The sequence below is a fragment of the Lacticaseibacillus jixiensis genome (genome assembly GCF_042847315.1).
Taxonomy (GTDB): Bacteria; Bacillota; Bacilli; order Lactobacillales; family Lactobacillaceae; genus Lacticaseibacillus; species Lacticaseibacillus jixiensis.
This window is the reverse complement of sequence record NZ_BAAFPR010000002.1, coordinates 218,445-232,874: the sequence shown is the minus strand read 5'-3', so window position 1 is coordinate 232,874 and position 14,430 is coordinate 218,445. Positions and strand designations below refer to the sequence as shown.

10 protein-coding genes and 1 pseudogene are annotated in these 14,430 nt (G+C 53.5%); 10 read left to right on the top strand and 1 reads right to left on the bottom strand.

The genetic code is table 11. The features are described from left to right. Positions 1 to 194 precede the first annotated feature (194 nt). From ACGG90_RS02500 to ACGG90_RS02465, 8 genes and pseudogenes are all read left to right on the top strand, one after another. A pseudogene (locus tag ACGG90_RS02500) lies at positions 195 to 689 on the top strand (glycosyl hydrolase family 65 protein); the annotation flags it as partial. Further along, positions 667 to 1,320, top strand: a complete 654-nt coding sequence (gene pgmB, locus ACGG90_RS02495) for a beta-phosphoglucomutase (protein WP_390405422.1) — start codon at positions 667 to 669, stop codon at positions 1,318 to 1,320. The pseudogene ACGG90_RS02500 and the gene pgmB, both read left to right, overlap by 23 nt. Before the next feature lie 5 nt (positions 1,321 to 1,325). Continuing rightward, positions 1,326 to 2,903 (top strand): glycoside hydrolase family 13 protein, encoded by a 1,578-nt coding sequence (locus ACGG90_RS02490; protein ID WP_390405420.1) that lies wholly within the window; start codon positions 1,326 to 1,328, stop codon positions 2,901 to 2,903. A gap of 23 nt (positions 2,904 to 2,926) precedes the next feature. After that, entirely contained in the window at positions 2,927 to 4,171 is a 1,245-nt protein-coding gene (locus tag ACGG90_RS02485; protein WP_390405416.1) for an extracellular solute-binding protein, read from the top strand. Between the two features lie 887 nt (positions 4,172 to 5,058). After that, complete coding sequence (locus tag ACGG90_RS02480; protein ID WP_390405413.1) at positions 5,059 to 6,417, top strand: carbohydrate ABC transporter permease; 1,359 nt, start codon at positions 5,059 to 5,061, stop codon at positions 6,415 to 6,417. Between the two features lie 2 nt (positions 6,418 to 6,419). Further along, the gene (locus ACGG90_RS02475) at positions 6,420 to 7,277 is read left to right on the top strand and encodes a sugar ABC transporter permease (RefSeq protein ID WP_390405411.1); all 858 of its coding nucleotides are present in this window, start codon (positions 6,420 to 6,422) and stop codon (positions 7,275 to 7,277) included. Positions 7,278 to 7,708: 431 nt separating this feature from the next. Continuing rightward, entirely contained in the window at positions 7,709 to 8,659 is a 951-nt protein-coding gene (locus tag ACGG90_RS02470; protein ID WP_390405409.1) for a LacI family DNA-binding transcriptional regulator, read from the top strand. A 16-nt stretch (positions 8,660 to 8,675) separates the two neighbouring features. Continuing rightward, entirely contained in the window at positions 8,676 to 8,960 is a 285-nt protein-coding gene (locus tag ACGG90_RS02465; protein ID WP_390405406.1) for a hypothetical protein, read from the top strand. Positions 8,961 to 9,056: 96 nt separating this feature from the next. On the opposite strand, the gene ACGG90_RS02460 is transcribed toward ACGG90_RS02465, so the two are convergent. Continuing rightward, the gene (locus ACGG90_RS02460; RefSeq protein WP_390405404.1) at positions 9,057 to 9,977 is read right to left on the bottom strand and encodes an aldo/keto reductase; all 921 of its coding nucleotides are present in this window, start codon (positions 9,975 to 9,977) and stop codon (positions 9,057 to 9,059) included. A 198-nt stretch (positions 9,978 to 10,175) separates the two neighbouring features. On the opposite strand from ACGG90_RS02460, the gene ACGG90_RS02455 reads away from it, so the two are divergent. Together ACGG90_RS02455 and ACGG90_RS02450 are read left to right on the top strand one after the other, a co-directional pair. After that, positions 10,176 to 11,705, top strand: coding sequence for a Ppx/GppA phosphatase family protein (locus ACGG90_RS02455; protein ID WP_390405403.1), 1,530 nt, complete (start codon positions 10,176 to 10,178; stop codon positions 11,703 to 11,705). Then, entirely contained in the window at positions 11,702 to 13,870 is a 2,169-nt protein-coding gene (locus ACGG90_RS02450; protein ID WP_390405400.1) for an RNA degradosome polyphosphate kinase, read from the top strand. Before ACGG90_RS02455 ends, ACGG90_RS02450 begins: the two co-directional genes overlap by 4 nt. Positions 13,871 to 14,430 lie beyond the last annotated feature (560 nt).

Below are 14,430 nucleotides of genomic sequence, written 5' to 3'. Positions count from 1 at the left end.
GACGAAGTCCATCAGTTGGCGACCTGAACTGAATAACTGAATAGGTCGTGCGTCGAGCCGAAAACTGGGTCGGTCTGTTCGTGGTGCATCGATCACCAACTTCTCCGCTCAGTCAGTATTCGCAACGATCCAAACGTTGCTTTCAGACCGGCCAGATGCGATTTCATGTCCCCAATACCGAGGTGAATAATCCAGGCTTATACTTCTTGAACGACCGCTACACCCGCGCCGAAAAAATGGCCAACTTCGACTTCTACGAACCGATGACCGTGCATGAGTCCTCACTTTCAGCTTCGATTCACGCGATTTTGGCTGCTGAGTTAGGCAAGGTCGACAAAGCCGTCGAATTGTATGCGCGCACCGCGCGGCTGGATTTGGATAATTATAACAACGATACTGATGACGGTTTGCACATCACCGCGATGTCTGGCGCCTGGTTGGCGATCGTCCAAGGTTTTGCCGGGATGCGCTACAGCAATGCGCAGTTGGCCTTTAAGCCGTTTCTGCCGCCGAATTGGACGCGTTACGCCTTCAAACTCAATTATCGCGGCCGGGTGATCGCCGTAGAAGTGGCAGAAACCACAACGCTGACATTATTGGCAGGCCCTGCGCTTACCGTGCAAGTCGATGACCAACCGGTGCACTTGACCCCTAAGGAGGACTTAGATGCTAGCAGGTTTGATTTTTGATCTTGATGGGGTGATCGCCGACACTGCGCGCTTTCACCTGGCGGCTTGGCAGCGGCTGGCTACCAGCTTGAACATTATTCTGCCAGAAGCGGTGGTGCAAGACTTGCGCGGCCGCTCGCGCCAAAGTTCGTTGGATTTGATCTTAAGTTATGGCGATCAAGTCTACTCCCCACAGGAGAAAGCGGCCATGGCCCAGCAGAAGAACGTGTGGTATCAAGCGGCCATCAAGCGCTTGACGCCGCAAGACATTCTGCCTGGGATCAGCGAATTGCTGGCCCAAGCCGACAAGCGCCACTTGCCGTTGGCCTTGGCGTCAGCGTCGCAAAATGCCCCGCAGATCTTGCAGCAATTGCACTTAAGCCAGCGCTTTGCGGCGATCGTTGATCCTAGCAGCTTGCAGCATGGCAAGCCGGATCCGGAGATCTTCATCAAAGCCCAACAGCTGCTGGGCTTAACCAAAGATGCGGTGATCAGCTTTGAAGATGCGGCTGCCGGTGTGGCGGCGATCCAAGCGGCTGGGCAATTTGCCGTCGGAATCGGGCCAAGTGCCAAGCGCGCCGATTACTGGGTGCCAGACACTCAAGCGCTGCACCTGGATGAAATCGAGGCGGCTTACACCAAAAGGAGGTGACAGCCATGCCATGGTGGCAACAAGCGGTGGTGTATCAGATCTATCCGCGCAGTTTTCAAGACAGCAATGGCGATGGCATCGGCGATTTGCCAGGCATCATCGCGCGGCTTGACTACCTGCACCAGCTAGGCGTTGACGCCTTGTGGTTAAGTCCGGTGTATCGCTCACCAGGGGTGGACAATGGCTATGATATCGCTGATTATCAAGCAATCGATCCGCAATATGGCACCATGGCTGACATGCATGAGCTGATCGCGCAAGCTGCCAAGCGCAACATGCGCATCATCATGGATCTGGTGGTCAATCACACCTCTGATCAACATCCCTGGTTTCAACAAAGCCGCTTGAGCCGCGCCAGTCCTAAGCGCGATTGGTATATCTGGCGCGATCAGCCTAACGCGATGACGTCGACTTTTGGCGGTTCGGCTTGGACCAAAGATCCGCTGAGCGGGCAATATTATTTGCACCTGTTTGCCCCGCAGCAGCCGGATTTGAATTGGGCTAACCCCGACTTGCGCCAGGCGGTGTACCAAATGATGAACTTCTGGTTGGATCAAGGCATCGGCGGCTTTCGCTTAGACGTGATCGACTTAATCGGCAAAATGCCTGATCAGCTGATCCGTGAAAATGGGCCGCATTTGCATGAGTATCTAAAAGAAATGCATGACGCAACATTTGGCCGCGGCGATTATTTGACCGTTGGTGAAACTTGGGGCGCGACGCCTGAAATTGCGCAGCTGTATTCTGATCCGGCGCGCCATGAGTTGTCGATGGTGTTCCAATTTGAAACCGCCACGATCGATCAATTGCCAGGCCAATCCAAATGGCAGGTGCAGCCTTTTGATCCTGGCAAGCTTAAACAGGCGCTGATCAAGTGGCAAACCCAACTGGATTATACGCATGGCTGGAACAGTTTGTTTTGGAACAATCACGATTTGCCGCGAATCGTGTCGCGGTGGGGCGACGAATCGCCGCAAGCAGCGATGATGTTTGCCATTTGCCTGCATCTGTTGCGCGGCACACCTTATGTGTATCAAGGCGAAGAGTTAGGCATGACCAATCGCGTCGTGTCAGACATCGCCCAAGTCCAAGACCTAGAAAGCCGCAACTTCTACGCAGCAGGTATTGCATCAGGTCAAACGCCGCAGCAGTTGTTAGCTGCGATCAACGCCATGGGCCGCGACAACGCGCGCACGCCGATGCAATGGGACACTAGCAAGCAGGCCGGCTTTACCACAGGCACACCGTGGTTGGCAGTGAATCCCAACTACCAAACCATCAACGCGGCTTCTGCTAATCCGGTGTTGGCGCTGTATCGCAAGTTGATTCGCCTCAGGCATGAACAGCCGCTGGTCGCTTTCGGCGAGTTTGTCGAAGTGGCGGCAGCGCCAGCGGTGATGGCTTATGAGCGGCGCTATCACGGCCAGCGGTGGCTGGTGGTGGCGAACTTAACCAACAAGCTGCAACCATTTAGCAATTCTGGCACGATGATGCACACAGTGGTTGATAACATGGCGCCGCCTGAACAATTGAAAGACATTACCTTGCAGCCGTATCAAGCATTCGTCGTAAGCATCGCCTAACCTAATCACGAAGGAGAATACCCATGAAAATCTGGAAGAAAGCATTATTAGGCACCAGCGTGTTGGTGGCCGGCTTGGCTTTGGCCGCCTGTGGCAGCGACAACAGCAGCAGCGACTCAAGTTCCAAATCCACTTCAAGCAAAAGTGTCACCGGCACCGTGAAGCTGTGGGTCGACACCACCAAGGTCCCATATTACAAAACCATCGTTAAAGACTTCAACAAGCAATATCCTGACGTGAAAGTGACCGTCACCCAAAGTCCTAACGGCTCAGCCAACGCCAAGACTGACGTCGGCAAAGACCCAAGCAAAGCCGCAGATGTCTTTGAAGTGCCGAATGATCAACTCGGCGCAATGGCTGATCAAGGTTATATCAACCCGCTTTCGCCAACGGCTACCAAGAACGTCAAAGCGGATAATTCCAGCGTGACCGAAGATGCGGTGACTTGGCAAGGTAAAATGTATGGCTATCCGACTTCGCAACAAGCACAGACGCTGTATTATAACAAGTCCAAGTTATCTGCCGAAGATGTGAAAACTTGGGACGGGTTGACGGCCAAAGGGGTGCTGGCCACGGACTTTACCAATGCCTATAACTTCTATCCGGTATTCTTCTCGGCTGGCACGACTTTGTATGGCAAAGACGGCGAAACCTTGACTGGCACTGATGCCAACTCGGCTAAAGGCGTTGAAGCAATGACTTGGCTGGCGCAACAAAAAGCCAACAAGAACGTGATGCAAACGTCTAACACCTTGAATCAATTGAAGTCAGGCGCAGCTGCAGCGACCTTAGACGGCCCGTGGAACGCGGCCAACATCAAGAAGATCTTAGGCGATAACTTTGCCGTTGCGCCATATCCGACGATCACCTTAAACGGCAAGCAAGTGCAAATGCAGGCTTTCTTAGGCATTGGCTGTTTTGCGGTGAACTCCCACACTGCCACCAAAGATCAGAAAGCTGCGGCGACCTTGGCTGAATATGTGACCAACAAGCAATCTCAACTGGTGGTGTATAAGAACTCCGGCGCCATCCCAGTGAACTTGGCTGCGCAAAAGGATCAAACGGTTGCCGATGATCCAGTGGCTAAGGCTGTGATGACCATGAGTAAAAAAGGCTACTCTACGGTAATGCCAAAGATGACGCAAATGGCGACGTACTGGAACTTGTCAGCACCTTTGATCAACGGCGCGTACACCGGCTCCATTAAACCTGATCAATATGCGGCAAAGCTGGATACGTTTGTTAAGGCGATTTCTAAGGATAACTGATCGCGATAACACCGCGCAAACCACAGAGGTGGTTTGCGTCATGGTGTCGCGATCACCCCAGAGCGGAGTGGCGCGCACTTAGCGGGTCGGGTAGCCTAGCCATTGCGCATGAGGCGGTCTTTGCCTCAAGTGCAATGGCGTAGCTAGCCGCACCCGCGTTGCGCCACGCAGCTCGACGATAACCAGGAGCGGAGCAGCCCGCACTTAGCGGTGGATATAAGGCGGGATGACATTTGGGCGAACTTTGCCCAAGTGGCGTCACGACTTATATCACGCCGCGTTGGGCTGCGCAGCTCGACGAAGAAACCAGAGCGGAGCAAAGCGGTTTAGCGATGTGTGTAAGGCAGCCTGAGCCGATGGCGGTCTTTGCCATTGGATCGGGATGACTTACACGCAATCGCGTTGCTTTGCGCAGCTCGACGAAGACCACAGTCGTGAAAGGCCCGGACAGGTATTGCTTCGGCGCGTGGTGCAGCAAGCCGGCGCAGGCGGTGCGGCCGGCTGCAACCGCGCAAGGTACGCGCGTTTTCCGCCTAAGAATCAAGCCAGGCGCTCACTTCGCTCACCTGCCCGTCTCGATTCTTGCCGCGATCAGCACAGAAAGCCATGCACAACCCACATGTCTTTCTGCGCTGATCGTTTCACGGCCTGACCGGCTTGCCGCCCCACGCGCCTACGCAACACCTGTCCTGCGATAGTCGAATCTGGAAATGTATCAGGCAGGTAATTCGTTAACTGTCGATGTGTTGACACTGGTGGTTTACGATTCTTTGTCTGAGTTGGAGTGCTGATATCAATTAACTGACCAAAGTTATGATCAACCAACACACAGTTATCCGTTTAACCAACCGCCCATTGCACATGCACAACCGGGAAGGAGAACGCCTATGTTAAGAAGAAAAAACGCGCCAAAGCCTGCTGCGACGTATCGCGAAGTGTGGGCCAAAGGGGATTGGAGCTTCAAGCTCTCATTCATTATCATGGGTCTTGCCCAACTCAAGCATAAGCAATGGGCCAAGGGCTTTAGCTTGTTGGCGCTGCAAGTTGCCTTTTGGACATGGTTTCTCACCACTGGGGCTCAGGCGTTAAGCTTGTTGAGCAATCTAGGTACGATCAAGACCAAAAAAGTCGTCTTCGATAATGCGCAAGGGGTGTATATCACCAAGTCGCCGGATAATTCAGTGGTGATCTTGCTGTTTGGCGTGATGAGTGTCTTGTTGCTGCTAGGGATGTTGGGATTATATATCGTGCATCTGCGCTCGACCAAGAAGCTTTACGTCCAAGAGCGCGACCACTTGGCGATCGCCACTAACCGCGAAGACCTTAAGTCACTGTTGGACACGCGCTTGCACGCAACGCTAATGACCATTCCGGTGATCGGGATCATGGCTTTCACGGTGTTGCCGACGCTGTATATGATCTCGATGGCCTTCACTAATTATGATGGCAAACATCCCATCGGCTTTTCTTGGACAGGGTTCAAGGCGTTTGGCAATGTGCTGACTGGCGATTTGGCCGGCACCTTCTTCCCGGTGTTGGGGTGGACGCTGGTGTGGGCGGTGGCGGCAACGGCCACGACGTTCTTCTTCGGGGTATTGTTGGCAATTCTGATCGAGTCTAAAGGCATCGCGCATAAAGGCTTCTGGCGGACCTTGTTTGTGATCGTTTATGCGGTACCGCAATTCGTGTCATTGTTGATGATGGCCCAATTCTTGGACTTGCAAGGGCCGTTGAACAACATCTTGATGCATCTGAATCTGATTCAAGATCCGATCAACTTCATCGGCGCCTCGGCGAATTCCACAGTGGCGCGCTTGACGGTGATCGTGGTGAACATGTGGATCGGAATCCCGGTGTCGATGCTGGTGTCCACGGCAATCATTCAGAATCTGCCGCAAGACCAAATCGAAGCGGCGCGAATCGATGGCGCCAGCGCCTTGCAGGTGTTTCGTTCGATCACTTTCCCGCAGATCCTGTTTGTGATGGCGCCTTCGTTGATCCAGCAATTCATCGGCAACATCAACAACTTCAACGTGATCTATCTGTTGACTGGTGGTTATCCGATGAACAATAACTACAACGGTGCCGGCGACACAGACTTATTGGTCACTTGGTTGTATAACTTGGTGTTCGGCCAGACGCAGCGCTACAACGCTTCGGCGGTGCTGGGGATCTTGATCTTCTTGTTAAGTGCGACCTTCAGCTTGCTGGCATATCGGCGCACCAACGCCTTTAAGGAGGGATGATGATGAAGTCTTATCGTGCACAGCGGCGACTATCTTTAGTCCTGCGCTACTTGTTACTCATCTTCTTGGCCGTGGTGTGGTTGGTGCCGATCGTGTGGATCGTGTTGGCCAGCTTCTCGTACAACGATACCGGTTTTGTCTCGACGTATTGGCCAAAAGAATTTACCTTGCAGAATTATATCGGGATCTTCTCCAGTGAGCAGTTTCCCTTTGTTTACTGGATCCGCAACACGTTGTTTGTCTCAGTGGTGACCACTATTTTGTCCACCTTCGTGACGATTTGTGTGGCATACACCTTGTCGCGGCTGCGCTTTGCTTTGCGCAAGCCATTCTTGCAAATCGCGTTGGTGTTGGGGATGTTTCCTGGGTTCATGTCGATGATCGCCTTGTATTACATCTTGAAGAACTTCAATATGTTGAACCTTGGCGGCTTGATTTTGGTGTATGTGGGCGGCGCAGGTTTGGGCTTCTATATTGCCAAAGGGTTCTTTGATACCGTGCCGGTGGCTATTGATGAAGCGGCGTTGATGGATGGAGCAACACGCTGGCAAGTGTTCTTGCACATCGGCTTGCCAATGTCGCGGCCGATCATCGTGTACACGGCGCTGACGGCTTTCATCGGGCCGTGGATCGATTTCATCTTCTCTGGGATCATCTTATCCAGTTCCGGCAACGCCAAAAATTACACGATCGCATACGGCTTGTATAATATGCTGCACAGTACCCGCGGTGCATCAACAACGTATTTTGCCCAGTTCATCGCCGGGTGTGTGATCATCGCTTTGCCGATCACGATCTTGTTTATCATCATGCAGAAGTTCTACGTGTCCGGCATCACCGCCGGGGCCGACAAGGGCTAACAATTTACAAAATGGCTGTGGGTCGCGTTGAGCCGTGACTTGCAGCCATTTGTGTTACTGGGCCGGATCAGTAAAGCTGCGCGGCGCGGGGCAAGCGTCGGCGCAGGCGGTGCGGCCGGTTCCAACCACGCCAAGGACGCGTGTTTTCCACCTAAGAATTGAGCCAGGCGCTCGCTGCGTTCACCTTGCCTGTCTCAATTCTTGCCCCACGCCGCTTCGCTTTACTGATCCTGCGTGATACGGTACTTGGGTGAACTCAGTTGATAGTGTAACGTCAGATTAATATGGATTGTGATCTGAACGGTACTGTGTATGAAAGAGGAACCGTAGCCCCAGCCGCCCCTGGTTCCTCCTTGCAGCTTAAGCCTAAGACTTGGGCGCTGATCGGCCAACATGATAAGATAGGTTTATCAGCAGAAGGGGGCATCGGCATGGCCACATTATCAGACGTTGCCAAGCAGGCGAACGTATCCAAAATGACGGTTTCGCGCGTGATCAACCACCCGGAACAAGTCACCCAAGAATTGAAGGATCTGGTGTTAGCTGCGATGTTAGCACTGGATTACCACCCCAATGCCGCAGCCAAGGCGCTGGCCAACAATCGCACCAATGTCGTGAAGTTCTTGATCTTAGAAGATATCGACACCACTGAGCCATATTACATGGACTTGTTATTTGGCATTGCCAAAGGCTTGGACAAGCAACAATACGCCATGCAGCTGGTGGCCAACCCTGCCAGTTTGACCCAAGGCGCTGCTGACGGTTATTTGATCACCGGAGCGCGCATGCGCGATTATGCTTGGCTGGATTCACTGAGTAAGCCGGTGGTGCTGTTTGGGGAGAATCGCCAAGGGTATGATTTTGTCGACACCGACAACAAACAAGGCACCGCCGAAGCGACACGGTATGCCCAGGCATTGAATTATCAATCGATCATTTTTATCGGCATCGATGTCAAAGAACCATTTGAATATTCGCGCGAAGCCGGCTATATCAACACCATGCAACAAGCCAACGCCGTGCCGCGCATCCACCGCATGGCCAATCGCTCGCATTTGTCGCAGGCGTTCATCGAAGCACATTGGCGCGAGTTTGCGCCAAATACCTGCTTCATTTGCGCATCAGACCGCCTGGCGCTTGGCGTGGTGCGCGGGATTTTGGCCCAAGGCGGCAAGATCCCCAATGACTTTGGTGTGATCGGCTTTGATGGGGTGTTCTTGGATCAAGTCTCCAACCCGCAATTGACCACGGTACGCCAACAAGTCGACGCTTTAGGGCAGATCTTGGCGCGCATGTTGTTGTCGAAAATCAGCCAATCCGGCGCCCAACAAGGGGAAGTCTTGATGGCTCCAGAATTGACCAAGCGCGGTACAACGCGCTGACTTGACAGGAGGAAATATGCACAAGTTTGATCGGACCCAATTTGCTGCCAGCCTGGTGACGCTGCTTAAGGCGGCATCGATCAGCGACGCTGAGCGGACCGTTCTGACCCAAGTCCAAGCTGAACTGGTGGCCGGCCACACCAATGACCGCTTGTGGCGCGCATTGCATCAAGGGTTGCAGCCATTGGCCCGCCAGCGGCGATTATCGCATCCGGTGTTGCCGTGGTACAACACGGTGCAAGCCTTGCAAAGCGGCACCACCCCGCCTAGCACAGGGATCACGCGATTGCACTGGTTTTAACTGTGAATCACGCAAAAAGCACTTATCCCGCATTGGTTATGCACAAGGGGATAAGTGCTTTTTAACATGGAAAATTATCCACAGGGGATAACTGCTTTATGGCAAATCGTTGCCAGCGGCTAAGTACACGTCATACCATTCTTGATGGGTCAAGGTGAAGTCGCCGGCTTCGGCGATTTCAGCGATGCGATCGGCATTGGTGGTGCCGGCGATCACTTGGAAGTCGCCAGGGATGCGCAAGATCCAAGCGGCAGCCACAGCGTTGACGTTGGTGTGATACTTGTCAGCCAATTCATGCAGCAAAGCATTGAGCTTCGGGAACTTCGGGTTGTCGATGAACACCCCTTCAAAGAAGCCGTATTGATATGGGCTCCAAGCTTGGATGGTCATGTGATGCAAGCGCGAGTATTCCAAGATCCCGTCGTCATGCGACACGGAACGCGGATCTTGCATGTTGGCGTGCAAGCCGAAATCGATCATCCCAGTGTGCATGATCGACAGCTGCAGCTGGTTGGCGAACAGGTGCTGGCCCACGGCTTGTTGCAATAAGGCGACTTGGCCGGGGTTGAAGTTGGAAACACCGAACTGGCGCACCTTGCCGGCATTCTGCAAGGTGTTGAAGGCTTCGGCGATTTCGTCTGGTTCCATCAAGGCATCAGGCCGATGCAGCAACAAGCTGTCGACATAATCCAAACCTAAGCGCTGCAAGCTGTGGTCAACGGCTTCCAGGATATGCGCTTTGGAGAAATCATAGGCTTTGCCAGGGCGAATGCCGACTTTGGTTTGGACCAGAACGTCATCGCGCGAGAAATCAGCTTGCTTCAAGGCTTTGCCAAAAAGCACCTCGGCGTCACCGTCGGCGTAAATGTCGGCGTTGTCAAAGAAGTTGATCCCTGAAGCATAAGCGCGGTTTAACAGCGCAGTGGCGCCTGCTTCGTCGAGTTTGGTGATGCGCATCACCCCTAAGGCGATGGGGCTGGCCAATAAACCTGAGTTGCCAAGATTGAGCTTTTGCATAAAGTGCACCTCCGAATATTTCAGTCTGCACATAGCTTAGCACAAGCAATTACCAAATGAAAGCGCCTTAAACATTGCCAAGTGCCACTGCAAAATGTTTTAATGAAAACGGATACCAGTCAATTCAGGCAATTAAGCATGGTATGATGGAGATAACGGGTTTAGGGTCAACTAATATTTTTATAAGAGGTACGGCATATGGCAAATGTAAACCGCGGATTCGTTGTGATCGGCGCGCAGGCGATCTTCTTTAGCATCACGAACTTGCGCACATTAGAAGAACTTGAGCGCGGCCAATATCCCATCGATGTCGGCCAAGACGTGTATGAAACACGGCGCATCGCTGCAGAAACAGTGGATTCAATGGTGACGGCTTTGGATGCCATTGGCCAATTGTTCCGCGATTATGGCATCAAAGACCAAACAGTGGTGGCCAGTCACAGCTTCTTTGAAGCGATCAATGCCCAGTTTGTTTGGGATCAATTGTTGTCGCGTACCGGCTGGCAGATCCAACATGCCACCTTGGCGCAAGAAGCCTTTTACCGTACCCAAGCGGTGTATGCGCGCTTTCCGCATTTTCGCGATATTACCCAAGTGGGCACAGTGCTGGTGGATATTTCCAGCGGTTCGGTGGAACTGGCGGTGTTTCATCATGGCGAATTCGGCTTCTCGCGCAACTTAAGCATCGGGCCGCTGCGGGTGTTTGAAGTGATGAGCGACTTGCAAGCCACGGTACCAAATTATGTCGAGGTGATGCGCGATTACATCGACAGCCGCCTGGTAGACTTCATGCGCTTGATGCCTAGCAACATCAAATATCACAACATGATCGTCATGGGCAGCAGCATGTCGTTGTTAGAAACGCTGATCCCCAGCGGTCAGTTGGCAGTAGAAACTGATCGTGAAGGCTTTGAGCTGATTTATGACGAAGTGACCCATGCCAGTGACCAGTATTTGATGGATGTTTATGGGCTGCCTAACGATCAAGTGTCGCAAGTGCTGCCGACGGTGATGCTGGTATGGCGCTTGGCCAAGGCGTTAAGAAGCGATCAGATCTGGTTGTCCAACTTGAAGATGCTTGATGGCATCGAGGTCAATGTTGCTTTAGACCAAGGCTATAAGCCGGTGGACCTGGATCCGACCAAAGAAATCGTGGTCAGTGCCATGAACTTGGCGCAGCGCTACCGCGTCGATCCGGCCCACCGCGATGCCACGGTGACTTTTGCTTTGCAGCTGTTTGATCGCTTGAAGAAACTGCATGGTATGGGCAAGCGCGAGCGCTTGTTGCTGCAAGTGGCGGCGATCGTTACTGACATCGGCAGCTTCGTGGCTACCCACAAACATTATCAACATTCAGATTATTTGATCCGCGCCAGTGAATTGGTAGGGCTGACGGCTGCGGAACAACAAATCGTCGCGTCGATTGCGCGTTTTCACTCCAGCAACAGTCCGCAAACCGACTTAGGCGACTTGCCGCCGATGGATGCCAGCCAGCGCCTGTTGATCGCCAAGTTGTCGGCGATTTTGCGGGTGGCCGACAGCTTGGATGCATCACGGCTGCAGAAGATCCAAAGCATTCGCGTGTCCTTGCGCGATGATAAAGTATTGATCATGGCCACTGCCAATGACGAGCTGGCGCTAGAGCGCTGGACCTTGCAGCGCAAAGGGCGCTTCTTTGAAGATGTGTATGGGATCCGGATCGAATTGAAGGGGAAGACGCGTATATGAGTACACATGATTTCACATCACCAAGCTATTTTGAAAACCGCGAGCTCAGCTGGATCGCCTTTAACGACCGCGTGTTGGAAGAAGCACGCGATCACAGCAATCCGCTGTTGGAGCGGGTGCGCTTCTTAAGCATCACCCAAAGCAACTTGGATGAGTTCTTCAATGTGCGGGTGGCATCTTTGCGCAAAATGGTTGCCGTGGATTACCACGAACCAGACGCCGCAGGCTTGACGCCGGCCAAACAGCTGGCAGCCATTGCCAAGTCCGTGCACCAAATGGTCGACAAACAATACAGCACCTGGAGCCGCTCGCTGCGCCCGGCTTTAGCCGAGCTGAAGATCAACTTATTGCCGTTTGATGCGTTATCAGAAAAGCAGCGCGAGTTTGTCGACAGTTATTTCCATCAAGAGCTGTATCCGGTGTTGACCCCGATGGGTGTAGACCCAACGCGGCCGTTTCCGTTTCTGGCCAACAACAGCTTAAACATCGCCATTCGCTTGCAGCGCCCAGAAGAGCTCAGCGATGACAAGGCGCATTCGTTTGCCATGGTGCAAGTGCCTAGCGTCTTCTCGCGGGTGTTGCGCTTGCCTGGCGCAGATAATGATTTCATCTTGTTGGAAGACGTCTTGCGCGCTTATGTCGGCGAGTTGTTCGTCGGCACCGTGATTCAAGAAACCGCCATGTTTCGCGTGACGCGCGATATGGATCTGGATGTGGCGGAAGAAGACGCGTCGGATTTGATGAAAGAGATTCAATCGCAGCTTAAGAAGCGCCAGCGCGGCAAGGTGATGCGCTTGGAAATCGATGCCGACATGAGCAAGTTCTTAAAGAAGCGCTTGGTCAAAGGCTTGGATGTGCCTGACAACTCGGACATTTACGCCATTAATGGGCCGATCGACTTGAATGTGCTGTCTGACTTGGTCAAAGCCGTGCACGGCCATGAAGACTTGGTGTATCCGCCTTTTCACGCGTATCGCGATCCGGCGCTGCAAGGCGACTTGTTTGCGCAGATCCGTGATCACGACATTTTCTTGCAGCATCCTTATGATTCTTTTGCCACAGTGGTGGATTTCATCCATCAAGCCGCCATCGATTCGCAAGTCTTAGCCGTTAAAATGACCCTGTATCGCGTGTCCAGCAAGTCGCCGATCATCGCTTATCTCAAACAAGCCGCGCAAAATGGCAAACAAGTCACAGTGCTGGTGGAACTCAAGGCGCGCTTTGATGAGGAAAACAACGTGCACTGGGCCCAAGAACTCGAGCGCGCCGGCTGCCACGTGATTTACGGCTTGGTGGGCTTGAAGACGCACTCCAAGCTGGCACTGGTAGTGCGCCGCGAAGAAGACGGCATCCGCCGCTATATGCATATGGCCACTGGCAATTACAACGACGTTACCGCCAACTTCTACACCGATATGGGCTTGTTTACCGCCAATGCCGAAATGGGTGCCGACGCGTCGAATGTGTTCAACATGTTGTCAGGCTTTTCGGAACCGGCATATTTCCACAAGCTGGCGATTGCGCCGATCGGCTTGCGCGAAAGTTTGGTGCAATCGATCCACACTGAAATCGCCAACGCCAAAGCCGGCCGCAAAGCTTTGATCCGGATGAAAATGAACTCGCTGTCTGACGCAGATATGATCAAAGAACTGTACGCGGCTTCGGCCGCCGGCGTGACAGTGGAGTTGTTGGTGCGCGGGATCTGCAACTTGAAAGTCGGGATCCCTGGCGTTTCCGATAACATCACGGTGCATTCCATTGTCGGGCGCTTCTTGGAACACAGCCGCATCTATTATTTCTATGCTGATGGCGATGAGCGCTTGTATTTGTCCAGCGCTGATTTGATGAAGCGCAACTTGTCGCGGCGTGTCGAGTTGCTGTTTCCGATTTTGGCAGCGCCGGTACATCAGCGGGTGATGGCGATTTTTGATACGATGTGGGCCGATACATTGAAAAGCCGCGTCTTGCAGCCAAATGGCGAGTGGGAGCGCGTGGATCTGCGCGGCGTGGAGAAGATCAACGCCCAAGAAGTCTTTATGCAAGAAGCCGAGGCCAAAACCCGCGCCGCCCAAGCCCAGCAAAAGACTGCCGACCCGACAGACGCGCACCGCTTCCAACCAATGAAAGCACCAGAAGAAAACCAGAGCGGAACAGACCGCACTTAGCGGGTCAGGTAGCCTAGCCATCGTGCTTGCGGCGTACTTTGCCGCGAGTGCGATGGCGTAGCTAACTGCACCCGCGTTGGTCTGTGAAGCTCGACGAAAACCAGAGCGAAGTGGCGCGAACTTAGCGGTGGATATAAGGCGGGATGACATTTGGGCGAACTTTGCCCAAGTGGCGTCACGCCTTATATCACGCCGCGTTGCGCCACGCAGCTCGACGAAGACTACTACCGGTCAGGCCCGGACCGGTGTTGCTTCGGCACGTGGGGGCGGCAAGCCGGCGCAGGCTGTGCGGCCGGCTGCAACCGCGCAAAGTGCGGCGCGTTTTTCGCCTAAGTTTGGAGCCAGGTTCGCTTTGCTCACTTGCTGTCTCCAAACTTGCCGCGATCAGCACCGCAAGCCTTGCACAACCCGCAAGTCTTACGGTGCTGATCGTTTCACGGCCTGACCGGCTTGCCGCCCCCACGCGCCTACGCACCGCCGGTCCTACTGTACTCGTATCAGGTTAGGCGTTCATCGCGATCCTTGCAGGCCAACTCTAATGCGGCGAGGTTAGGGGGGAT